Consider the following 23,826-nt stretch of genomic DNA (forward strand, 5'->3'; position numbering starts at 1 on the left):
CATGGCCAACGAGACCCAAACCGGCGGCCGGTCCGTCGATATCGGCCATGCGGCGAAGGACGCGCTGCTGGCCGGCCTGATCGCATTCGGCCTTTTCGGCGTCTTCATCGGCCTGCAGACGGTCCAGGACATCTCCAACCGGCTGGTTCTGAAGGTCCGGCCGGAAGCCCTGGCGATCATCGTCGGCATCATCGTGGTCGGGCGCTTTCTCTTGAACGTCTTCGTGTGGGGACGCGAGCCCGCGCACAAGGTTGCGACGCCGAGCCCGTCCGGCGGTCTGCTGGGCATGTTCAAGCGGCTCTGCTTCCTGGTCGGCGTCGTCGTTACCCTGGTGGCGATCGTCGACATCGGCTTCCGCCTCGCCGGCGGCGCCCTGCCGAACATGCCGATCTCGCCGCCCGGCCAGATGGGCCTCGGCAGCATCATCCTGATCGAAGCCGTCGCGGTCCTGTTCGGCATGGTGCTGATCGCCTTCGGCCAGAACATGACCGAGCGCGCCGCCGCCCTGCTCGGCCCGGCCGGCATCGGCTTCCTGGCCGCCTTCCCGATCATCGCGATCCTTGGCGCCGGCTGGGGCGGATCGCTGAAATGGATCGACAATTTCGGCATCCAGATCCTGATCTACGTGATGCTCGGCTGGGGCCTGAACATCGTCGTCGGCCTCGCCGGCCTGCTCGATCTCGGCTATGTCGCCTTCTACGCGGTCGGCGCCTATTCCTATGCGCTGCTCGCCAAGGAATTCGGGCTCAGCTTCTGGATCCTGCTGCCGCTGGCCGGCATCCTGTCGGCCTTCTGGGGCATCATCCTCGGCTTCCCCGTGCTGCGGCTGCGCGGCGACTATCTCGCGATCGTGACGCTCGCCTTCGGCGAGATCATCCGCATGGTGCTGGTCAACTGGGTCGACTTCTCGGGCGGCTATGCGGGCATTTCGGGCATTCCGCGTCCGACCCTGTTCGGCATCCCGTTCAATGCCAGCGACGAGGGCTTTGCGGCCCGGTTCGGGCTTGAATTCTCTCCGATCTACCGAACCATCTTCCTCTACTACCTGATCCTCTGCCTCGCGCTGCTGACCGCCTTCGTGACGGTGCGCATGCGGCGGATGCCGGTCGGGCGGGCCTGGGAGGCGCTGCGCGAGGACGAGATCGCCTGCCGTTCGCTCGGCATCAACACCACCAACACCAAGCTCACCGCCTTCGCGCTCGGAGCCATGTTCGGCGGCTTCGCCGGCTCGTTCTTCTCCGCGCGCCAGGGCTTCATCTCGCCGGAGAGCTTCACCTTCATCGAATCCGCGCAGATCCTGGCCATCGTGGTGCTCGGCGGCATGGGCAGCCTCTACGGCGTCGTCATCGCCGCCGTGGTGCTGGTCGGCGGTTTCGAGATCATGCGCGAACTCGACTTCCTGAAGCAGATCTTCGGCAACGACTTCGACCCGGCCCTCTATCGCGGCCTCATCTTCGGCGCCTCCATGGTCGTGATCATGTTGTGGAAGCCGCGCGGTCTGATCTCCACCCGGACCCCGACGGCCTTCCTGAAAGAACGCAAGACGGTATCCGGCGACCTCGTGAAGGAGGGCCACGGATGAACCGCTGGGAAGAGAAGCCCCTGCTCAAGCTCGAGCATCTGACCATGCGCTTCGGCGGCCTGGTCGCGGTCAACGACCTCAGCTTTTCGGCCGGCGAAGGCGACATCACCGCCCTGATCGGCCCGAACGGCGCCGGCAAGACGACCGTGTTCAACTGCATCACCGGCTTCTACAAGCCGACCGAGGGCCGTATCGCGCTCCGCCATGGCGAAGCCAAGGTGTGGGACGAACTCGACGCCGCCACAGCCCGGCCCGACCGGCGCATGGTGCGCGCCGGGGCCGGCCTCTACCTGCTCGAACGCATGCCGGATTTCGAGGTCTCCGCCCACGCCAAGGTGGCGCGGACCTTCCAGAACATCCGCCTGTTCTCGGGCATGACGGTGCTGGAGAACCTGCTGGTCGCCCAGCACAATGCGCTGATGACGGCGTCCGGCTTCACGGTGCTCGGGCTGCTTGGCCTGCCGGCCTACCGCAAGGCCGAGAAGGCCTCGATCGAGAAGGCCAAATACTGGCTCGACCGGATCGACCTGATGGACCGGGCCGACGACCCGGCTGGCGACTTGCCCTACGGCGCGCAGCGCCGCCTGGAGATCGCGCGCGCCATGTGCACCGAGCCGGTCCTGCTCTGTCTCGACGAGCCGGCCGCTGGCCTCAATCCGCGCGAGAGCGCCGAACTCAATGCGCTGCTGCTCGGCATCCGCGAGAAGGACGGCACCTCGATCCTCCTGATCGAGCACGACATGTCGGTGGTCATGGAGATTTCCGACCATGTCGTGGTGCTCGACTACGGCACCAAGATTTCCGACGGAAAGCCCGATTTCGTCCGCAACGACCCGAAGGTCATTGCGGCCTATCTGGGCGTCTCGGATGAAGAAGTCGAAGCCGTCGAGGCGGAGGTTCTGTCGTGACTGAACCGCTCCTGTCCATCCGCGGCGTGAAGACCTACTACGGCAAGATCATCGCGCTGAAGGGCGTGGATCTCGATGTGAACGAGGGCGAGATCGTTACGCTGATCGGCGCCAACGGCGCCGGCAAATCCACCCTGATGATGACCATCTTCGGCAACCCGCGGGCGCGCGAAGGCAAGATCGTCTATCAGGGCGCCGACATCTCTCGGATGCCGACGCATGAGATCGCCCGCATGCGCATCGCCCAGTCCCCCGAGGGCCGGCGCATCTTCCCGCGCATGTCGGTCATGGAAAACCTCCAGATGGGCGCGGCGATCAACGACTTCGCCCATATGGACGAGGATCTGAAGCGGGTCTTCGACCTGTTCCCGCGCCTCAAGGAGCGCATCAACCAGCGCGGCGGCACACTGTCGGGCGGCGAACAGCAGATGCTGGCCATCGCCCGCGCGCTGATGTCGCGTCCGAAGCTGCTGCTGCTCGACGAGCCCTCGCTCGGCCTGGCGCCGCTGGTGGTGAAGCTGATCTTCGACGCGATCCGCGATCTGAACCGCACCGAGGGACTGAGCGTGTTCCTGGTCGAGCAGAACGCCTTCCACGCGCTGAAGCTTGCCCATCGCGGCTATGTGATGGTCAACGGCGTCATCACCATGAGCGGTTCCGGCAAGGAACTGCTGGAGCGGCCGGAAGTCCGCGCTGCCTATCTGGAAGGCGGCCGCCACTGACCGCCAGCCGCGTCGAACGATCAGGGGATCGCATGTCGATCCGCAACCGGTAAGGGTCCCATGGAAAAGCTCCAGGGCGTTCTCTACGAAGAGGAAAGCATCCGGCTGTTCCTCGCCGTGACGGTGGTGATGGGCGGCTGGGCCGCCTGGATGACGGGCAAGGCCTGCGCCTCGACCTGGCGGCCCTACTGGACCGTCTTCCTCTACATGCTGGTGCTCGGCGCGGTCGTCCGCTACCTGCACTTCGCGCTGTTCGGCGGCACGCTTCTTTCGGCGCAATTCTATCTGGTCGACATGGCGGTCGCGCAGGTGTTCGCGGCGATCGGATACCGCCAGATGCGGACGCGCCAGATGGTGACGAAATACAACTGGCTCTACGCGCCGCTGGGCCCGCTCAGCTGGCGCAGCCGCGTCTGAGGGGCGATCTTCACCGTCGCACGAGATTCGTCCGGGAAAGCCGTTTTTCGGGTGACAACTCGTTGATTTCGGGCAAGGATCGCGCCCCAGCGGGTGGGACCGTCGGCTGGGGATAACGGGCTGGGAGAGAAGCGCCTGCTTCTGCCTGGAACCGGACAGAGCCCCGCCGAAATCCGAAGGCAGGACCATGGCGTTTCGGCCAGACGGCCAAAGCGCCTCCGGCCTTCGCGGACTGGTTCGGAACCCGGGGGATCCGAGGGCGGCGACTGCGATCAACGCGGTCCGGCCTCGGACCGCCGAATGGGAGGAGGCCCACGGCCGATCGGGGATCGGCGAGGGCCTGGAGCAAACTGTGGAGAGGAGCATTTCCATGAAGAAGATCTGGTTGGCCAGCACCGTCCTGGCGGCCTCGATGGCCTTCGCCGGCATGGCCCATGCCGACATCAAGCTCGGCGTCGCCGGCCCGATCACGGGTCCGAACGCCGCGTTCGGCGCCCAGCTCAAGAACGGCACCGAGCAGGCCGTCGAAGACATCAACGCCGCCGGCGGCATCCTCGGCCAGAAGATCGTGCTGTCGGTCGGCGACGACGTCTCCGATCCGAAGCAGGGCGTCTCGGTCGCCAACAAGTTCGTCGGCGACGGCATCAAGCTGGTGGTCGGCCACTTCAACTCCGGTGTCACCATGCCGGCGTCCGAGGTCTATGCGGAGAACGGCATCCTGACCGTCACCCCGTCGGCCACCAACCCGAAGATCACCGAGCGTGGCCTCTGGAACGTGTTCCGCACCTGCGGCCGCGACGACCAGCAGGGCCGGCTGTGGGCGGACTACGCCAAGCAGCACTTCAAGGGCAAGAAGATCGCCGTCGTTCATGACAAGACCACCTATGGCCAGGGTCTCGCCGACGCTGCCAAGGGCTTCATGAACAAGGACGGCATCAAGGAAGTCCTGTACGAAGGCGTGAACACCGGCGAGAAGGACTATTCGGCGCTGGTCTCCAAGATCAAGGCGTCGGGCGCCGACATCCTGATGTGGGGTGGCCTGCACACCGAAGGCGGCCTGATCGTGCGCCAGATGCGCGACCAGGGCCTGAAGACCGTGATGATGTCCGGCGACGGCATCACCGACGACGAGTTCGCCTCGATCGGCGGCGACGGCGTGATCGGCACCCTGATGTCGTTCGGCCCGGATCCGCGCAACAACCCGGCCGCCAAGGACGTGGTTGCCAAGTTCAAGGCCAAGAACTTCGATCCGCAGGCCTACACGCTCTACTCCTATGCGGCCGTGCAGATCATGAAGCAGGCGGCCGAGAAGGCCAACTCGCTCGACCCGAAGAAGATCGCCGACGCGATGCATTCGGGCATGACCTTCAAGACCGTGCTCGGCGACATCTCCTACGACAAGAAGGGTGACCGCACCACCGTCGACTACGTGATGTACACCTGGAACAAGGGTGCCGACGGCAAGGTCACCTATACGCAGAACAAGTGATCCGAACGGACCGCAAGGTTCGATCGCATCCGGAAAGCCGCCCAGCAATGGGCGGCTTTTCTTATGAGCACCTCGGCAATGCTGCCGCAATCCGCGGCTCAGTCCGGCGCTTCCGATGCACGGCAGGACTGCGAGCATGGGCCGACCGGCGGCTTGACTCTCCCGGCCGCCATGCGCACTCTCGATTTCGTGAAGAGGTTCCGTCGCAAGACGGATGAAAAGGGAATGTCGGTGAGCCGAGACCGTCTCCGGACGGGCACGGCAAATCCGCAGCTGCCCCCGCAACTGTGAGCGGCGAGCCCTCTCCCCGAAGCCACTGACGGCCTCCGCGCCGTCGGGAAGGCGGGAGACAAGGCCGTGACCCGCAAGCCAGGAGACCTGCCCCTTCCGTCACTCCTGATCCCGGCGCGTGGGGCGCCGGATCGCGGCCGTTCCGAGCGGGTGACATGAGACGTGTCGCCGGTGCCGGGACGGGCCGCAGGCGGGTGGACTTATCCGCCCATCGCTCCGCTCTCCCCCGATTCCGCGCGACACCGGTGTTGGAACCGACGCGGCCTCGGCGCTGCCGTCGATCGGCTGCGGCCCGCCGCTTCGGTGCGGCCGCAAGGGGGCATGAATGCACGGAACTATGAACAGGCACCGCCGCGCCCTGTTGGCGGCCGCAGCGATCTGCGCATGCGGCGGGCCGGCGTCGGCCCAGGACGCCGCCCAGGATAAAAAGCTCGATCTCGGCACCATCGTGGTGTCGGCGAACCGCACGCCGACCGATGCCGCCAAGGTCGGCTCGGCGGTCACGGTGATCGACCGAGCCACGCTGGAGCGCGCCCGGGAGACCTACGTCAAGGACTACCTCGACCGCGTGCCCGGCTTGAATTTCGCCCAGATCGGCGGTCCCGGCGGTCTGACCTCCGTGATGATGCGCGGCGCCAACGCCGCCTACATCATGGTCCGGATCGATGGCATCGAGGTGTCCGATCCGACCAAGACGCAGACCGCGGCCGCGCTGGAGCACATGCTGGTCGGCGATGTCGAGCGGATCGAGATCCTGTGCGGTTCGCAATCGGCGCTCTATGGCGGCACGGCGGTCGCCGGCGTGATCGACATCACCACGCGCCGGGCCGACGGTCCCGGCGTCAGCCACCGCGCCGCCGTCGAGGTCGGATCCTTCGGAACCGTGTCCGGGCGCTACGGCCTCTCGGCGGCGACCGATTCCAGCGAGGTCAACATCTCGATCGAGCGGGCCAAGACCGACGGCATCTCGTCGGCCGATTCCCGCGCCGGCAATCGCGAGAAGGACGGATACGACAACACCACCTTCTCGGCCAATGCCGCCACGCGTCTGAACGAGGCATTCCGGGTGTTTGGCGCCTTGCGCTACAGCCGCCACGACAGCGCCTTCGACGATTTCGTCTGGGGTGTCGGTCCGACCGACGAGGTCAAGGGCACGCCGCGCAACCGGACCATCGGCGAGGATGCCGGCATTCGCGTCGGTGCCGATCTCGATCTGATGGACGGGCGCTGGAAGAACACCTTGGCGATCCAGCACTACGACACCCAGAGCACCACTTGGGGCGGCTATCCGGGCCATTACGACGGCGACCGGACGAAGCTCGAATATCTCGGCAGCTTCCGGCTGAACGACATGCTGGCCTTCTCGTTCGGAGCCGACTACGCGCGCGAGACGGCACGCTCTTCCGAGGGTCTGTCGGGGACGATCGACAATGCCGGCGCCTTCGCGCAGGCCTCGCTGGAACCGATCGCCGGCCTGACCCTGACCGGCGCGCTGCGCAACGACCATCATTCGACCTTCGGCGACCATCCGACCGCGCGGGCGACGGCGGCCTACCGTCTGTTCGAGGGCACCAAGGTGCGCGCCAGCTGGGGCACCGGCTTCCGCCCGCCCTCGGCCTACGAACTGTTCGCACCGATCTACGGCAACCGGTCCCTGAAGCCGGAGGAGAGCCGCAGCCTGGACGCCGGCATCGACCAGAGTTTCTGGGACGGTCGGCTGACCCTTTCGGCGACGGTCTTCAAGCTGGACACGCGGGATCTGATTCAGTTCGCCTACGATACCGGCGTCGGCGCCTACCGCTACCTGCAGGTGCCGGGCCTGAGCCAGCGGCGCGGCATCGAACTCGCCGGCAAGGTCCAGGCGCTCGACTGGCTCGCCCTCGACGGCAGCTACACCTTCACGCAAGCCGAACAGGCGGACGGCTCGCCGCTCCTGCGCGTGCCGCGCCACAAGGCGACCGTCGGCGCCACGGTGACGGCGATCGAAAGGACGACGGTCTCGGTGCGTGGAACCTGGGTCGACGACATGCGCGACACGGACTATTCGGTCATCCTGCCGGACTTCAGTTCGCCGGTGCGCAAGCTGCCCGCCTATTTCCTGCTCGACGCGACGGTGACCTACCGGCTGACCGACACCTTCGACCTGACCCTGCGCGGCCGCAACCTGCTCGACCAGCGCTATCAGACCGTGTGGGGCTACGGCACGCCCGGCGCCTCGGTCTATGCCGGCCTGTCGGCGCGGTTCTGAGGCGGGCCGAATGATGCGGCGGGGCACGGCAGCGGCGGCGATACTGGGCATGGTGCTGTCCATGACGGCCGCAGTGCGCCTCGAGGCCGCCGAACCGCCCCGGCGCGTCGTCTCGGTCAATCTGTGCACGGATCAGCTGGCGCTGCTCCTGGCGGCGCCGGGTCAGCTGGTTTCCGTCTCGAGGCTCGCCCATGACCCGACCATGGCGGCGCTGGCCGAGGCCGCGCAGAGGATTCCGGCGAATGGCGGGACGGCGGAGGAGATCTATCTTCTCCGGCCGGACCTCGTGCTCGCCGGCACCTACACGACCCGCCAGAGCCTCGACATGCTGCGGCGGCTGGGCATCCGCGTCGAGGCGTTTCCGCCCGAACAGTCCCTCGACGACATCCGCCGGCACATCCGGCGCATGGGTGCGTTGCTGGACCGGGAGGCCGCAGCGGAGGACCTGCTGGCGCGCTTCGAGGCCGATCTGGCCGTCCTGGCGCGCCCCCGGACGGCCGCGTCGCCGCTCGCCGCCGTCTATTTCGGGGCCTCCGGCACCGCCGGGCGCGACAGCCTGGTCGATGCGGTCCTGGCCGCCGCCGGCTGGCGCAATCTGGCCGCGGAAATCGGTGTCGTCGGCGTCGGACTGCTGCCGTTGGAGCGCCTTGTTGTCGCCGCTCCCGATGCGGTGATCGGAGAGGCTCCCGATCCCGGCGGCCCGGCGCTCGCCCACGCCAGCTACCGGCACCCGGCCCTTCTGGCCGCGATCCGCTCGGCCACCGGCGTCACTGTACTGCCCGACCGACTGACCATTTGCGGCGGCCCCTTCACGCTGGAAGCGGTCCGACAATTGCGCGCACTCGCCGACCGCATGGCGGCCGCCCGCCCGCCCGCCGCCGACGGCAGCGGCGCTCCCGGACCCGGCATCGCGGCGGACATCGAGGCCCGGCCATGACCCTATCGGTGCCGGAGCGCTGGCTTCTCCCGCTCCTCGGCGTGCTGACACTCGCCCTGGCGGCGGTCTCGCTGACGATCGGCGCGGCGGGACTCGCACCCTTGCGGGCTCTGGCGGCCCTGGTCGTCGACGACGGCGTGATCTCGATCGTGATGCGCGAGATCCGGCTGCCGCGGGCGATCCTGTCGGTCTCGATCGGTGCCGCGCTCGGCCTCTCGGGAGCCGCCCTGCAGGGCTATCTGCGCAATCCGCTTGCCGATGCCGGCCTGATGGGGATCGGGCCGGGCGCCGCGCTCGGCGCGGTGGCGGCGATCTACGGCGGACTCTCGGCCTTGTTTCCGCTCGCCCTGCCGCTGCTGGCGCTGGCCGGCGGCTTCGTCGCCATGACGCTGGTGCTGGCCATGGCCGGGCGCGGCGACGGACCGTCGGGTCTGATCCTCGCCGGGGTCGCCGTCTCAAGCCTCGCCGGCGCCCTGACCGCGCTCGCCCTCAGCCTGTCGGAAAACCCCTTCGCGGCCCTCGAAATCGTCTACTGGATGCTCGGTTCCCTCAACGATCGCTCGATGCTGCATGTCTGGCTCGCCCTGCCCTTCATGGCCGTCGGCGGCCTGCTGCTGGTCTTCGCCGGGCGCGGGCTCGATGCCCTTTCGCTCGGCGCGGAGACGGCACGCAGTCTCGGCGTGAACATGAGCACGCTCAGGATCCTGATCCTGGCCGGAACGGCCGCCACGGTCGGGGCGGCCACGGCGATCGCCGGGGCGATCGGCTTCGTCGGGCTGGTCGTGCCGCATCTTCTCCGCCCGCTGGTCGGCGCGCGGCCGAGCCGGCTCCTGGCCGCCAGCGCGCTCGGCGGCGCCGCGCTCCTGACGGCCGCCGACATCGCCGCGCGTCTCGTCGCCCCGGACCGCGACCTGAAGCTCGGCGTCGTCACGGCACTGATCGGAACGCCCTTCTTTCTTCGCCTGATCGCGGCCGGCCGGGGCGGAGCACGATGACCCTGCTGGAGGCCCGCGCTCTGTCCGTCGCGCTCGACGGCCGTCCGGTCCTCGACCGGGTCGATCTTACGCTCAAGGCAGGCGAATTCGTCGGCCTGATCGGCCCGAACGGGGCCGGCAAGTCGACGCTGCTGCGCGCACTCGCCGGCCTCCTGCCGACGGGCGGCACGGTCGCCGTCGCGGGCACGCTCCTCGACCGGCTGTCCGCCCCGGCGCGCGCGCAGCGCATCGCCTATGTTGCGCAGGCGCGCGAGGTGGCCTGGTCGCTCGCCGTCGAAGCCGTGGTCGGCCTCGGCCGCCTGCCGCATCGACCGGCCTTCGCGCCGGAAACGCGGGACGACCGGGCCGCGATCGAGGCGGCGCTGACGACCATGACGCTCCAGAGCTTGCGCGGACACCGGGTCGACCGGCTGTCCGGCGGCGAACTGGCGCGCGTCCTGATCGCGCGGGCCCTCGCCCAGGACGCCCGCCTGCTGCTCGCCGACGAGCCGGCGGCCGGGCTCGATCCGGCCCACCAGATCGCCCTGATGAACGTCTTTCGCCGTCTGGCCGGCGCCGGCCGCACGGTGCTTGCCTCGCTGCACGACTTGAACCTCGCCGCGCGCTGGTGCGACCGGGTGATCGTCCTCGCCGGTGGCCGGATCGTCGCGGCGGGAGCGCCGGAAGCGGTCCTGAGCGCGGGCCTGCTGGCGTCGGTCTACGGGATAGAGGCCCATGTCGATCGAGACCCGGGCGGCCTCCTGCTCGTCCCGACCGGCCTTTCCGATCGATCGGCCACCGCCACGCCCTCCGAGGATTGGTCATGAGCGTTGCGGAGATCGCGATCGACTGCCGGCAGCCCTGGCTGGTCGCGCGTTTCGCCGGTCCGCGCCGGATGCTGAGCTGGTCGCCGAACCGGCCGGGCTTCGCCGTCGCCGATGCCGTCGCCTGGCTCGAAGTGACCGATGCCGACGTGGTCGACCTGTCCGATCCGGCCGGCTACCTGCGCGCCCGGCTCGCCGCCGCGAGTCTGCAGCGGGCGGTCGGCCTGATGACCGCCCGCGACGTTCGCCGCCACCACCTGGGTCACAGCACGGTCGACGGGATCGGCGCGACCGCGCTGACCACGGCCGGCCTGACCAATGGCGAGCGGATCGGCGAGCGGTGCACCGATCCCGCCCTGCGGGCGGCCGCCGGGACGATCAACACGCTGGTCCACGTCACGGTTCCGCTCACGCGCGGCGCGTTCCTTGAGGCGATGAGCCTCGCCGTGCAGGCGCGCACCGTCGCGGTGGCGGAGGCGGGCATCCGGCGCGGAGGCTCGATCATCACCGGCACCGGCACGGACTGCCTGGTTGTCGCCGCGCCGCCGGGCCCGCAGCCAGCGGTCTATGCCGGCCTGCATACCGCCATCGGCGAGGCCGTCGGGGCCGCGGTCCTGTCCGCCACACGCGCGGCCGTGGCCGGATGGGTCGCCGATCAGACCGGGAATGCGCCATGAAACCGATGGCGATTCTCCCCGGTCCGGCACCGTCCCGGACGATGATCGGCGCGCTTCTGCTCTCGCTCGCCATTCACGCGGGCGCCGGCGCCATCGTCTCCGGCATCTGGTCCCCGACCGCGCCGGCCGGTGATCCGGTCGCCCTGGATGCGATCGACGCCGAACTCCTGGAAGCGGGTGCCGTCGGAACGGGGGCCGTCGTCGAGGCGCCCGAACCGGCGGGCCGAACGCCCGCACCCGCTGCGACCGGCGCCGAACGGGCGGAGGCGGTCGATCCGCCGCGGGTCGTTCCGACCCTGGATGTCGCCCCCGAGGCGGTCGCAGCGATCGCACCGCCGCCGCTGACGGCGCCCGCCGAAACGGCAACCGTCGACCGGTCCCTCCCGCCGTCCCGCGTCGATGAGGTCGTGCCGTCCGAACCGGACCCGACACTCGTCACGAGCGCCGCGGCAGACATGCCGCCGCCCGAGCAAGAGGCTTCGGCACCGGAGGCCCGGCTGGCGGAACCCGCTCCGATCGCTCCGGCCTTGGCCGCCCGGTCACCGGCCGCTTCGGCGGACGCCGCGATCGTGCCACCCGGTCCCGCGGCGCCGCCCGCGCCGGCACGCGCGGCCGCCACGGATGCCCCGCCGGAGGCAACCGATCCGGCGATCCTGCCAGCGCCCCTTGCAGCCGCGATACGGCCGGCGCCCGAACCGAAGCCGGCGGCCGAGACCAAGCCCGCCCCCGAACCGGCGCGGGAACCGAAGCCCGCCGCCCCTTCCCGCGCGCGGCCCGAACCGACCCGACCGCGAAGCGTCGCCGCCGCGCCTCCCCCCGACCGTTCCTCGACCCGCCCGAAGGCCGACGGCGGTCCGACCGGCGCGCTCGCGCCGCATCCCCCCGGGCCGGCCAGGACCGCCACGGCGGTCGGCGGCGGCGTACCGGCGGGCGGTAGGAGCGAAACCGCCCGGCCGGCGGCCCGGGCGGCGGGGTCGGGAGACGCTGCCGATCCGATCGCCCGCTACATGGCAGCGGTCAGGGCGCGCATCGTCAGCCGGCAGCAGCCGGGCGACGGCTCCCAGGGCACGGTCGTGGTCAGCTTCGAGGTCCGGCGGGACGGTGGGCTGGAGCAGATCGCCGCGATCAGCGGCGGGACCGGCGACCTCAAGTCGGCCGCGATCCGCATCGTGCGCGCAGCCGCGCCCGCGCCGCCTTTCCCCGATACGATCGGCGCGGCACGCCTGCGCATGACCGTCGCGCTGCGTTTCGAATAGACCGCCGGCCGCCGGAGCCGTGTCCGCAAAACGGCCGGCGCATAACAGCAAGATGAAATTTTCTGCCCTGAAGGAGGCGGTGGCGACTGGCGTATTTTACCGTTTGGTGGAATGAGAGAAGCCCATTCCATAGATGCCGTCATTTGAGGATTTCATGTCGCACGCGGGAACCAGCCCGTCATTCGCCGACGAGGCCACCGACGCCTTGGCGCGAGAACGCGGCAATGTGATCCGGCTGACGGTCGCACAGGCCCTCGCCGGCGCCAACGCGGTGGTCGTCTATGCTACCGGCGCGATTATCGGCAACATGCTGGCACCGAGCCCTGCGTTGGCGACCCTGCCGATCTCAGTCTTCGTGATCGGCATGGCCGCCTGCACCCTGCCGGCCGGCCGGATCGCGCAACGCTACGGCCGGCGGGTCGCCTTCCTGTCGGGAACCGGCTGCGGCGTTCTGGTCGGACTGCTCTCGGCGCTGGCGGTCATCCTCGGCTCGTTCTGGCTCTTCTGCTGCGCGACCTTCTTCGGCGGCGCCTATGCGGCGGTGGTGCTCTCGTTCCGGTTCGCAGCCACCGACGGCGTTGCGCCGGCTCGGCGGCCGCGCGCGCTGTCCTTCGTCATGGCCGGCGGGGTCTTCGCGGGCGTGCTCGGCCCGCAGCTCGTCACCCATACGATGAACCTCTGGCCGCCCTTTCTGTTCGCTGCCACCTATCTCGCCCAGGCCGCCGTGGCGGCTCTGTCGGCGCTGGTCCTGATGGGCGTCCGCCTGCCGGCGCCGACGCCCGGCGAGGTCGCCGGCGGCCGTCCGCTCGGCGAGATCGCGCGCCAGCCGCGCTTCGTGACCGCGGTCGTCTGCGGCGTCGTCTCCTACCTGCTGATGAATTTCATCATGACCGCCGCGCCGCTCGCCATGCGCCTTTGCGGGCTGTCCCAGGAGGATGCCAATCTCGGCCTGCAGTGGCACGTCATCGCCATGTATGCACCGAGTTTCTTCACCGGTCCGCTGATCAGCCGCTTCGGCGCGCCGCGCGTGGTCGCCGCCGGTCTCGCCCTGACGGCCGTGGCGGCCATGGTCGGGCTCGCCGGGATCGATGTCGCCCATTTCTGGCTGAGCCTGATCCTGCTCGGCCTGGGCTGGAACTTCGGCTTCATCGGCGCGTCCGCCCTGGTGCTTGAATGTCACCGCCCGGAGGAGAAGACGCGGGTCCAGTCGCTCAACGACTTCGTCGTGTTCGGGACGATGGCGATCGGCTCGCTGTCGTCCGGGGGGCTCCTGACCATCTACGGCTGGGACACGGTCCTTTGGGTCTCCTTCCTGCCGCTGGCTGTCGCCGTCGGGGCGCTTCTGGCAACCGGGTGGCGCAAACCGGCCGCCGCGGCCCTCGGCTGAAGCAAGGCCCGATCGCGGCGCCCCGCAGCGAGCGGGAAAGGCCAGCGCCGGCAATGAAAAGGAAGGCATCGAGTGCTCGCGTCGGATCGGATGCTGCTCCGGCCGTCGCGGCGCGGGTTGGCCATGGTCCCGGGTCCGCCCGGGTCCGCCGGGGCCGCCCGTCCCGATCGCCCCCGGACCGGCGCGACGCAGCAGCCTGCAGAGCCGCAGGCTGCCCAGCCCCCGGCGGGTGGGGCCGCGCCCGGGGGTGGGCAAGCGCCCAAAGGCTGCTATCGTGGCCGGATGATAAGATTCGAGCCGATCCGTTGAACGCCCCGAGGCGATGCGGGTCCCCGGCCGGCCGGATGGTGCGGGGCACCGATCCGGCTGCGCGCTCCCCTGGCGGCCTGCCGGCTCAGGCCGGCACAGATCGATGAGCCCGATGTCCCAGCCCGGTCCCACCAATACCATCGTCGACGTTGCCGGCCTCTCCGTCGGCAATGCCGGCGACATCCGCCTCAAGTCCGGCGTCACCGTCGTCATTCCGGAGGAGCCGGCGATCGCGTCGGTGCACGTGATGGGCGGCGCACCGGGCACGCGCGATACCGATCTGCTGGCTCCGGACCAGACCGTCGACCGGGTCGACGCCATCGTCCTGTCGGGCGGCTCCGCCTTCGGCCTCGACGCCGCCTCCGGCGTTCAGGCCTTTCTGCGTGAGCAGGGGCGCGGCTTCGCTATCGGCCCGGTTTCCGTGCCGATCGTCTCGGCCGCGATCCTGTTCGACCTGCTCAACGGCGGCAACAAGGATTGGGGCCGGTATCCGCCCTATCGCGATCTCGGCTACCGCGCCGCCGCGGCGGCGACCGTCGATCCGCCGACCGTCGGATCGACCGGCGCCGGCCTCGGCGCCACCACCGCGACCCTCAAGGGCGGCCTCGGTTCGGCGAGCCTGCGCCTGCCTTCCGGGATTACGGTCGGCGCGCTGGTCGCGGTCAACGCCGTCGGCAGCGTCACCATCGGCGATACCGGGCATTTCTGGGCGGCCGCCCACGAGATCGACAGCGAATTCGGCGGCTTCGGATATCCGAGCCCGTTCCCGCCCGACGCCACCATGGCGCGCCTGAAGGGTGCGATCCGCGACGACGCCGGCATGGCTGCCGCCGATCCGAGCCTCGGCGGCAACACCACCATCGCGCTGATCGCAACCGACGCCATCCTGACCAAGGCGGAGGCGAAGCGTCTGGCCATCATGGCCCATGACGGCATGGCGCGGGCGATCTATCCGGCCCACACGCCCTTCGACGGCGATCTGGTCTTCGCCCTGTCGACGGGACGCATCCGGCGGGCGGAGCCGATCGCGGACTTCGTCGACCTCGGCATCGCCGCCGCCGACGTGCTGGCGCGCGCCATCGCCCGCGGCGTCTACGAGGCCCGGCACACTGCCGGCGACTTGGTGCCGGCCTGGCGGGTCAAGTTTTCGGCCGGCTGACGCCCGCCGCCTGGCGACGAGGCGAACACTGGCCGCGCTCGGCGGGAGCGAGGCCAGAAATCTGCAGTTTCCATAACGTTTTTGAATCACCAAGACGATTTCGAAAGTAGTTTATTGAGTTTTTATTCAGAGTTGAACCGCATCATCTGAAATGTCGGTTGTCTATGGCTTTGCAGAGGCCTGCAGATCGGGACCTTTCGCACCGTCGATCGCATGCCGCGAGGGGTAGGCGTACGCGTCCGTCTCGGTTCCGAAGCGATGGCGTGGCCGCAGATCGGTACGACATCGGATTTCAGATCTCGATCCCAAGACGGGAGTTCTCGTATCATGCAATTGCGCCAGATCATCCTCGGTTTGAATGCAGCCTCCTTTCTGGTCGCCGCTACGCTGTCCGGCATCATCTTCTTCCTGGCCGGAGAGTATCGGGAGGCGGCACGGCGGACGGAGGACGGCATCACGGCCCTGCGGCAGCAGACCGATGCCGACATGGCGCATGATTCGATCCTGGCGGCCGTCTATCGCTCCTATTATGCGGCCAGCACCAAGGATGCGGCGATGCTCGCCGAGGTGCAGGCCGACCTGAAGTCCTACGAGGAGATCTTCGCCTCCCGTCTGGCGAAACTGGAAACCGTGGAACTCGGCGCCAAGGCGCGTGCGGCCGCCGCCAAGGTCAAGCCGGCTTTGCAGGCCTATGTGGCGACGGCCGGCGTCCTGATCGAGAATGCCCGTCGCGGCGATCTCGCCAGCCTGACGGCCCGGCTGCCCGAATTCGATCGTGCCTTCAAGGTGCTCGAAGAGGAGATGGAGCAGGTCAGCAACCTGGTCGAAGCCGCGAACGAAGAAGTGCATGCCGATACCGAACACGCAGTCGCGATCGGCGATGCCAGCAAGTGGATCGGCCTCGCCTTCGCGGTCCTGATCGCCGGCATCATGGTTCTGGTGGCGGACCGCCGCATCAGCCGGCCGATCGCCTCCATGACCGCCCAGATGCGCCGCCTTGCGGAGGGCGATACCTCGATGGACATTAGCCATGCCGACCGCCCCGACGAGATCGGCGCCATGGCACGGGCCGTGCAGTTCTTCCGCAACACGATGCTCGATCGGGAGCGGCTGGAGACGAGCGCGCGGCAGGAAGAGACCAAGCACGACGCGCAGAGCCGCGAGTTGGAGCGGATCATTCTCGACTTCCGCCGGGACGTGAGCACGGCGATCGAGCAGCTGTCCAACGGCACCCGCTCGATGGACGGCTCCGCCGCCTCGCTGCGCAGCGTCGCGGGGTTGACCGCCAGCCAGGCCGATACCGCGGCCCGCGCCTCCAGCCGGGCGTCGGCCAATATCGAGACGATCACGGCCGCGACCGAGGAGATGGGAACCTCGATCGCCGACATCGCCGACCGCGCCAACCGGGCCTCCGCGATGGTCGCGAAGGTCGCCGCCGTGGCCAGCCGGACCAATGCCGACATGGCCGCCCTCGCCGCGACCGCCGAGGAGATCGGCACCGTGGTCGAGATGATCCGGACCATCGCGGACCAGACCAATCTGCTCGCCCTCAACGCCACCATCGAAGCCGCCCGCGCCGGCACGGCCGGCCGCGGTTTCGCGGTGGTCGCCTCCGAGGTCAAGTCGCTCGCCGAACAGACCGCGAAGGCCACCGGCGACATCGCACGCCGGGTCGAGGCCATCCAGACGGCCGCCCATGCCACCGAGGGATCGGTCCAGGAGATTGCCGGAACCATCGACGGCGTGACGGACCTGACGGCGTCCATTGCCGCCTCGGTCGGCGAACAGGATCGTGCGACGCGCGAGATCGCTGCCAATATTACCGAGACTTCGCGCGGTTCGGCCGAAGTCGCCAACAGCGTCGGCGGACTGCGTGGAGCGGCCAGCGAGACCGAGACCGCCGCCGCGGAAGTCAAGCGCGTCTCGGATGACCTGGCGGCCGTCGCCGGGCGCCTGGGCAGCACGGTGGACGGCTTCCTGAAGGTGATCACCGAGGAGGTGCGCCAGCGCCGGGACAGGCAGCGCAGCGCGGCCTGACGCCGACCACCCAACGCGTCTGCAGCCCGGCCGGTTCTCCGGCCGGGCTTTTGCGTCTTCCGCCGGCCTACTCGGCCGCCACCAGGACCGGGCGCGCCGCGGGACCGGCGGCGAAGCGTTCGACCAGCCCTTCGCGCCGCTTGGCGGCCCGCGCCATGTTGGCTTCCTTGACCGGGCCGTACCCTTTCACGGTCTCGGGCACGCGGGCGATCTCGACCGCCAGTCCATGGTTGGCCGGCGTCAGGTCGCGGGCGAGCCGTTGCAGGTCGGCCGCATAGCCCTCGCGCAAGGCGCGCTCCGAACGGCGTTCGCCGGTGCGGGCGAACGGGTCGAAGACACTGCCGCGCAGGCCCTTCAGGCCGGCGAGCAGCCGGAAGGCGCCGAACACCCAGGGGCCGAAGGCGATCTTGCGCGGCCGCCCGGTCGCCGGGTCGTGCCGGGCGAGGAGCGGCGGGGCGAGCATGACGCGGACCTTCTCGACCCCCTCGAACTGCTCGGCGAGCTTGGCCTTGAAGGCCGGGTCGGCATAGAGCCTGGCGACCTCGTATTCGTCCTTGATCGCCATGACCTTGTAGAGATTTTCCGCCGCCGCCCAGGCCAGCCGCTCGACGCCCGGCCCCATGGCGCGGGCCTCGGCATCGCGCACCGCCGCGACCTGGTCGCGGTAGCGCGCCGCATAGGCGGCATCCTGGTAGCGGGTCAGTTCCTCGGCGAGGAACGCAATGCGCTCGTCGAGGCTGCGCTCCGGCAGGACCGCATCCGGCTCGACCAGGGCCAGGACCGCGGCCGGATCGACCGCGATCAGACGGCCGGCATGGAGCGCCTGCAGGTTGGGGGCGACAGAGGCGCCGTTGAGCCGGATGGCATTTTCGAGCGCGGCCAGCGTGACCGGCAGCAGCCCCTTCTGCAGCGCGGCGCCGACCAGCATCATGTTGGCGTAAATGGCGTCGCCGAACAGCTTCTCGGCCAGGCCGGCGGCATTGAACTCGGCATAGTTGCGCGAGGCCTCGGCGAGCGTCCGTGACAGCCGCGCCGCCTCGAAGGACTGCACCTGGCGCAGCACGAATTCGGCCGTCGGGGCGACACGGGTGTTGGCAACCGTGGCGGTGCGCGCCTGCGACATCACCGTCAGCGTCTCGGCGCCGGCCGCGACCAGCATGTCGGAGGCGATCAGCACGTCGAGCGCGGCGGTCGGCACGCGCGGACCCTCGATCGCCGTGCCGCCGGGAGCGAAACGGACGAAGGAGGTGACGGGGCCGCCCTTCTGGGCGAGGCCGGTCATGTCGAGCGTCAGCGTGTTCAACCCGTCGAGATGGGCGGCGACGGCCAGCACGGCGCCGACCGTGGTCACTCCCATGCCGCCGATGCCGGTGACGAGCAGGTTCAGCGTCCGCTCCAGGCCGGCCTGGACCGGCACCGGCAGCGCGGCGGCGAGCGTCGCCGAATCCGGCCCGGTCTTCGGCGCGCGCCGGACGGCGCCGCCTTCCACCCAGACGAAGGACGGGCAGAAGCCGTTGACGCAGGAATAGTCCTTGTTGCAGCTCGACTGATTGATTTTGCGCTTGCGGCCGAAATCGGTCGCGACCGGCTCGACCGAGACGCAGTTGGACTGCACCGAACAGTCGCCGCAGTCTTCGCAGACGCGGTCGTTGACGAACAGGCGTCGGGCCGGGTCGGCGATGCTGCCCTTCTTGCGCCGGCGCCGCTTCTCGGCCGCGCAGGTCTGGTCGTAGACCAGCACGGACACGCCCTTGTAGCCCTGCAGCTCGCGCTCGACGGTCAGGAGGTCGTCGCGATGGTGCACCGGCACGCCGCGCAGGTCCGACCGGGCGGACAGCTGTTCGGGATGGTCGCTGACCACGACGATCCGCTCGACGCCTTCGGCCGCCACCAGGGCGACGATCTTCGGCACGGTGAGCGGGCCGTCATGGGGCTGGCCGCCGGTCATGGCGACGGCGTCGTTGAACAGGATCTTGTAGGTGATCGGCACCCTGGCGGCGACCGCCTGGCGGATGGCGAGGCTGCCGGAATGGTAGAAGGTGCCGTCACCGAGATTGGCGAACATGTGCCCGTCCCTGGCGAAATGATGCGCGCCGACCCACGGCACGCCCTCCCCGCCCATGGCGACCAGGCCCTCGGTGGTCCGCTCGGCGACCTCGGTCATGGCGTGGCAGCCGATGCCCGGCATCGCGCGGGCGCCATCCGGCACCTTGGTCGAGCTCGAATGCGGGCAGCCGGAGCAGAAATAGGGCGAGCGCTTGGCGTCGGTGGCGTGGCCCTGCGCCCACATGGACTGCTGCACCATGCGGTCGGCGACCGCGCGCATCTCCGCATCCTCGGCCGCGCCCGGCAGCACCGACATCAGCGCCGGCACCATCTCGGCGGCGGAGAGATCGCGGATCGACGACAGGAAGGGCTCGCCCTTCGGCGTGGTCTTGCCCCAGATTTGGGGACGCCGATGGTCCGGCCAGTTGTAGAGCAGGTCCTTGATCTGGGCTTCCATCAGCGGCCGCTTGTGCTCGACCACCACCAGCGTTTCCAGCGACTTGGCGAAATTGGCGATGCCGATCGGTTCGATCGGCCAGCTCATCGCAACCTTGTAGATGGCGAGCCCCATCCGGGTGGCGCGCGCGTCGTCGATGCCGAGCAGGTCGAGCGCCTGGCGCAGGTCGCGATAGGCCTTGCCGGTCGCGACCAGGCCGATGCGCGGGCGCGGCGAGCCGAAGCGGATGCCGTCGAGCCCGTTCGCCCGGACATAGGCCTTGGCGGCCGGCAGCCGGATCTCGCGCACGGAGGCTTCGTTTTCGAGCCGCGTCTTGAGCAGGATCGGCTTGTTGAAGTCGCCGCCGTCGCGCGGATCCATCAGGTCGCGCGGGCGAAGCAGCTTCAGCCGGGCGGGATCGACGTCGACGATGCCGGAGGAATCCATCGTGTCGGCGAGCGCGATCAGCGAGACCCAGAGGCCGGAATAGCGCGACAGCTCCAGCCCGTGCAGGCCGAAATCGAGCACGTCCTGCAGGTCGGCCGGGTTGAGAACCGGGATCTCCAGGTCGGCGAAATGGAATTCGGACTGGCAGGCGACGGTCGAGGACTTGGCGAGATGGTCGTCGCCGGCAATCGCCAGGCAGCCGCCGTGCCGGTCCGTTCCGGAGGCATTGGCGTGGCGGAACACGTCGCCGCAGCGGTCGACGCCGGGCGCCTTGCCGTACCAGATGCCGAAGACGCCGTCATGCTTGGAACCCTGGCCGGCCAGCCCGACCTTCTGGGTGCCCCAGACGGCGGTGGCGGCGAGTTCCTCGTTGACGCCAGGGGTGAAGACCACGTTGTGGGCGCCGAGCAGGCGGCGCGCACCGGTCAGTTGCTGGTCGTAGCCGCCGAGCGGCGAGCCGCGATAGCCGGAGATGAAGCCGGCCGTGTCGAGCCCGGCGCGCCGGTCGAACCGGATGCGGTCGAGCGGCAGGCGTACCAGCGCCTGGATGCCGGTCATGTAGGCCCGGCCGCTTTCCAGCGCATACTTGTCGTCGAGCGTGATCGCCCTGACCGCTTCCGTCATCGAACCCCTCCCGAAGCCCGATGGGTCGACCGGACCGCATCGTGCCCGCAACGCCTCTTGCCGGTGCCGCCGGAGCAAGAGCCCCGAACCTCGGCTTCCGTCCATCCGACGCGGACGGCACCGTTTGCGTTCCCGTCTCGGCCGCGCCCGCCCCACGGCGATGCCGCCGGATCGGGCAGGCGGTGCCGAAAAGTCCCGCATGTAGGAGGAATTATGGTCCGGCTTTCCGGCGATTTCCGTGCTATTTCCCCGGTTGGACCGATCTGATCGAACGAATTCTTCCAGGAATCGCCGATGACCGATCAAATTTCACTCGACGCCGGGGACATTCGAATCCTGCGCGTCCTGCAGGAGGACGCCTCGCTTTCGGTGGCCGATGTGGCGAACCGGGCCGGGATGAGCCAGACGCCCTGCTGGCGCCGGATCAAGCGCCTGAAGGAGGCCGGCGTGATCCGGCGCACCGCCGCGCTGGTCGACCGCGAGAAGGTCGGCCTCGGCTTCGCCTCCTACACCTTCGTCAAGCTCGCCCTGCCGTCGACCGAGAACATGCAGGAGTTCGACCGGATGGTGAACCGATGGCCGGAAGTGGTTCTTTGCGAGAGAATAACGGGCGCCGTCGATTACATGATCAAGGTCGTCGCCGACGACATCAAGGCCTATGACGACTTCCTGCGCATGAAGCTGCTGAATTCGCAGCTGGTGTCGGACGTGCAGTCGCGCATCGTCGTGGCGACCGTCAAGGACACGCCGAGCCTGCCGCTGCGCGAACCTTAAGCGTGCGATCGGGACGGATGGTTCCGTCCGTCCTGTGACAGCAACGGCCCCGCGCTTTGAAGGCGTGGACGGCCTCGGCCGACTTGGGTCAGGACGCCGTGATGGCGGTGCGGGCGGCGAGCAGGCTCGGGAAGATCACCACACCGTCGGAGCGGATCCACTCCACGGTGCCGTCCTCGCCGACTCGGACCGGGCGCCCGCCGATGACGCCGAAGACGCGGCCCGGGCTGGTGCGGCTCTCGAAGCGGGCGCGATCGCCGCTGTGGACTGCGGCCGTCAGGATATCGACCAGCCGGCCGGGCCGGTCGCCGGATCCGTCGGAGGCCGGCACCAGGCCGCCGGAGGGGTCGATCGCATAGACATGGCCGAACAGTTCCAGGAACAGGCCGGTGTGCCGCTCGCGGCCGAGATCGGCCCGCTGCGGCGAGGCGAACAGGGCAGCCAGATCGTCGAAGTCCGTCGCGACTCCGTCGATGTCGAGCCTGAGCGAGCCGTCGTCGCGGAACACGACGCCGCGCTGGCCGATTACCCCGAAGGAGGCATGCGCCGGCTCGACCAGTTCCAGTTCGAGCGCACCGGCCGGAAAGTCGGGATCGATGACGAATTCGGGATAGCCGGCGAAATCGCGCCAGCCGGCCTGGAAGGGCACTGAGATGCCACGCTCCGAAACCACCACCCGGATGCCCGCTACGTCGCCCGGCAGCGCATCGCCGGCCGTTTCCGCCGTTTTCGCCTTGCGCTTCGGGCCGGCCGGCTCGGCCGGCCCCGGGCCGCCGTCGGTCGTGAGGCCGAGCGCCAGGAACAGCAGCAGAACAGCGCCGACCAGCAGGAACACGCCGAGCGCGCTCTGGCGCGCGACCGGCCCATAGAGTAGCCAGCCCGCCAGCCCCGCAGCGGCGATGATCGCGATGATGGACCAGGCGAAACCGCGCGACATGCCGCGCTCAACCTCCGAAGAAGCGTTCGGCCCGGAAGGGGCGGAGGTCGACGAGCGGCGTCTGGCCGGTCATTGCCTCGGCGATCAGCCTGCCCGAGATCGGTCCCTGCGTGAAGCCCAGATGGCCATGGCCGAAATCGAGCCACATCCCCGGAATGCCCGGCGCCCGTCCGATCACCGGCAGCGAATCCGGCAGGGCGGGCCGCCGGCCGAGCCAGGGCGTCTCGTCGCGCTCCTCGGCGAGCGGGAACAGGGCCCGGGCGATCGGCTTTAACTGTTCGAGCTGGCGCGGGGTCGGCGGCGCGTCGCGGTCGGCGAATTCGACCGCGGTGGTCAGCCGGATGCCCTTCTCCATCGGGGTCAGGCAGAAGCCGTGCTCGACATCGACGATCGGGTGGTTCAGCACCGCATTGCCGGTCGCGCCGAAATGCATGTGATAGCCGCGCTTGGCCAGGAGCGGGAATTTCAGCCCGAGCGGTGCCAGGACATCGCCGGTCCAGGGGCCGAGCGCGACGACGACCTCGCGCGCCGTGATCGTCTCGCCGCCGGCTTCGACCGACCAGCCGTCCCCCGTCCGCGTCAGCGAGCGTGCGTCGCCATGCACGAAGCGGCCGCCAAGCGCCTGGAAGCGGGCCGCATAGGCCTTGGTGACGCCGGCCGGCCAGGACACGCTGTCGGTTTCCGGCCAGATCGCCGCCTTGTGCATGATGCGCGCCAGATGCGGCTCGATCTCGGCCAGGCCGTCGGCATCCATGACCCGGTAGGCGACGCCGTAGCGGTCGCACAATTCGAACAGCTTGGCCGCACCGGCAAAGCTCGCTAGGCTGCGATAGAGCCGGATCCAGCCGGTCTGCCGGAAGTACCGCTCCGCGCCCGCGGCCGCCGCCAGTGCGCGATGTTCGTCGACCGCATGGCGGCAGAGCAATTCGTTGTCGGCCGCATAGGCCTCGATGCCGGCCACATTGGAGCGCGACCAGAGCTGCATCAGCCAGCCGGCGACCTTGGGCAGGTGCGACAGGTGATAGTTCGCCTCCGGCGCCCGGTTGAGCGCATAGCGCAGCAGTGCGCGCGGATCCTTCGGGATGGTGACCGGGATATAGCCCTCACGCTGGACGATGCCGGTATTACCGTAGCTGGTCTCCTCGCCCGGCTCGCGGCGGTCGACCAGCACCACCGATCGGCCCTTCATGGCCAGGTGCAAGGCGGCGGAGACGCCGACCATGCCGGCACCGAGGACAATCACATCGCTCATGAGGAACCCTTGGAGACGTTCACCGGTGTCGCCAGATAGCGCAAGCCGCGCTCCGGCGATACCGCCGGCGCACCCCTTCGGCCCAGCACCGCG

Annotated in this window: 18 protein-coding genes and 1 riboswitch; of the genes, 15 read left to right on the top strand and 3 right to left on the bottom strand. The window is 69.3% G+C overall.

Annotated elements, in window-relative coordinates:
- Position 1: 1 nt before the first annotated feature.
- The 14 genes from livM to KL771_RS01795 all read left to right on the top strand — a co-directional run bounded on the left by livM (position 2) and on the right by KL771_RS01795 (position 17,217).
- On the top strand, positions 2–1,582 hold the full coding sequence (gene livM / locus KL771_RS01730) for a high-affinity branched-chain amino acid ABC transporter permease LivM (RefSeq protein ID WP_390866505.1): 1,581 nt from the start codon (positions 2–4) through the stop codon (positions 1,580–1,582).
- Positions 1,579–2,490: an ABC transporter ATP-binding protein gene (locus KL771_RS01735; protein WP_261966839.1), complete on the top strand. Its 912-nt coding sequence runs from the start codon at positions 1,579–1,581 to the stop codon at positions 2,488–2,490. The genes livM and KL771_RS01735 overlap by 4 nt, the downstream gene beginning before the upstream one ends.
- Positions 2,487–3,212, top strand: coding sequence for an ABC transporter ATP-binding protein (locus KL771_RS01740; RefSeq protein WP_261966840.1), 726 nt, complete (start codon positions 2,487–2,489; stop codon positions 3,210–3,212). The genes KL771_RS01735 and KL771_RS01740 overlap by 4 nt, the downstream gene beginning before the upstream one ends.
- Before the next feature lie 60 nt (positions 3,213–3,272).
- The gene (locus KL771_RS01745) at positions 3,273–3,629 is read left to right on the top strand and encodes a DUF6867 family protein (RefSeq protein WP_261966841.1); all 357 of its coding nucleotides are present in this window, start codon (positions 3,273–3,275) and stop codon (positions 3,627–3,629) included.
- 370 nt (positions 3,630–3,999) lie between these two features.
- Positions 4,000–5,118 carry a branched-chain amino acid ABC transporter substrate-binding protein gene (locus KL771_RS01750; protein WP_261966842.1) on the top strand — a complete coding sequence of 373 codons (1,119 nt, stop codon included), beginning with the start codon at positions 4,000–4,002 and terminating at the stop codon, positions 5,116–5,118.
- A 178-nt stretch (positions 5,119–5,296) separates the two neighbouring features.
- Positions 5,297–5,518, top strand: a riboswitch (cobalamin riboswitch).
- A gap of 228 nt (positions 5,519–5,746) precedes the next feature.
- Positions 5,747–7,657, top strand: a complete 1,911-nt coding sequence (locus tag KL771_RS01755; protein ID WP_261966843.1) for a TonB-dependent receptor plug domain-containing protein — start codon at positions 5,747–5,749, stop codon at positions 7,655–7,657.
- 49 nt (positions 7,658–7,706) lie between these two features.
- On the top strand, positions 7,707–8,594 hold the full coding sequence (locus tag KL771_RS01760) for an ABC transporter substrate-binding protein (RefSeq protein ID WP_261966844.1): 888 nt from the start codon (positions 7,707–7,709) through the stop codon (positions 8,592–8,594).
- Positions 8,591–9,589 carry a FecCD family ABC transporter permease gene (locus KL771_RS01765; RefSeq protein ID WP_261966845.1) on the top strand — a complete coding sequence of 333 codons (999 nt, stop codon included), beginning with the start codon at positions 8,591–8,593 and terminating at the stop codon, positions 9,587–9,589. The genes KL771_RS01760 and KL771_RS01765 overlap by 4 nt, the downstream gene beginning before the upstream one ends.
- Positions 9,586–10,395, top strand: a complete 810-nt coding sequence (locus KL771_RS01770) for an ABC transporter ATP-binding protein (protein ID WP_261966846.1) — start codon at positions 9,586–9,588, stop codon at positions 10,393–10,395. The genes KL771_RS01765 and KL771_RS01770 overlap by 4 nt, the downstream gene beginning before the upstream one ends.
- Entirely contained in the window at positions 10,392–11,069 is a 678-nt protein-coding gene (locus tag KL771_RS01775) for an adenosylcobinamide amidohydrolase (RefSeq protein WP_261966847.1), read from the top strand. Before KL771_RS01770 ends, KL771_RS01775 begins: the two co-directional genes overlap by 4 nt.
- A complete protein-coding gene (locus KL771_RS01780) occupies positions 11,066–12,325 on the top strand; it encodes a TonB family protein (protein ID WP_261966848.1) in 1,260 nt (419 codons plus the stop codon). Before KL771_RS01775 ends, KL771_RS01780 begins: the two co-directional genes overlap by 4 nt.
- Before the next feature lie 154 nt (positions 12,326–12,479).
- Positions 12,480–13,712, top strand: a complete 1,233-nt coding sequence (locus KL771_RS01785; RefSeq protein WP_261966849.1) for an MFS transporter — start codon at positions 12,480–12,482, stop codon at positions 13,710–13,712.
- 421 nt (positions 13,713–14,133) lie between these two features.
- Positions 14,134–15,180, top strand: a complete 1,047-nt coding sequence (locus tag KL771_RS01790; protein ID WP_261966850.1) for a P1 family peptidase — start codon at positions 14,134–14,136, stop codon at positions 15,178–15,180.
- Positions 15,181–15,507: 327 nt separating this feature from the next.
- Entirely contained in the window at positions 15,508–17,217 is a 1,710-nt protein-coding gene (locus tag KL771_RS01795) for a methyl-accepting chemotaxis protein (RefSeq protein WP_261966851.1), read from the top strand.
- 67 nt (positions 17,218–17,284) lie between these two features.
- On the opposite strand, the gene KL771_RS01800 is transcribed toward KL771_RS01795, so the two are convergent.
- A complete protein-coding gene (locus KL771_RS01800; RefSeq protein WP_261966852.1) occupies positions 17,285–20,770 on the bottom strand; it encodes an indolepyruvate ferredoxin oxidoreductase family protein in 3,486 nt (1,161 codons plus the stop codon).
- A gap of 294 nt (positions 20,771–21,064) precedes the next feature.
- Here KL771_RS01800 and KL771_RS01805 point away from each other — a divergent pair, with 294 nt between their 5' ends.
- The gene (locus KL771_RS01805) at positions 21,065–21,544 is read left to right on the top strand and encodes an Lrp/AsnC family transcriptional regulator (RefSeq protein ID WP_140942111.1); all 480 of its coding nucleotides are present in this window, start codon (positions 21,065–21,067) and stop codon (positions 21,542–21,544) included.
- Positions 21,545–21,632: 88 nt separating this feature from the next.
- Here the strand turns inward: KL771_RS01805 and KL771_RS01810 are convergent, their stop codons facing one another.
- Both KL771_RS01810 and KL771_RS01815 read right to left on the bottom strand, forming a co-directional pair.
- Positions 21,633–22,481, bottom strand: coding sequence for a hypothetical protein (locus KL771_RS01810; protein ID WP_261966853.1), 849 nt, complete (start codon positions 22,479–22,481; stop codon positions 21,633–21,635).
- A 7-nt stretch (positions 22,482–22,488) separates the two neighbouring features.
- On the bottom strand, positions 22,489–23,733 hold the full coding sequence (locus KL771_RS01815) for an NAD(P)/FAD-dependent oxidoreductase (RefSeq protein ID WP_261966854.1): 1,245 nt from the start codon (positions 23,731–23,733) through the stop codon (positions 22,489–22,491).
- Positions 23,734–23,826: the final 93 nt, after the last annotated feature.

The organism is Prosthecodimorpha staleyi, assembly GCF_018729455.1.
Classification (GTDB): domain Bacteria; phylum Pseudomonadota; class Alphaproteobacteria; order Rhizobiales; family Ancalomicrobiaceae; genus Prosthecodimorpha; species Prosthecodimorpha staleyi.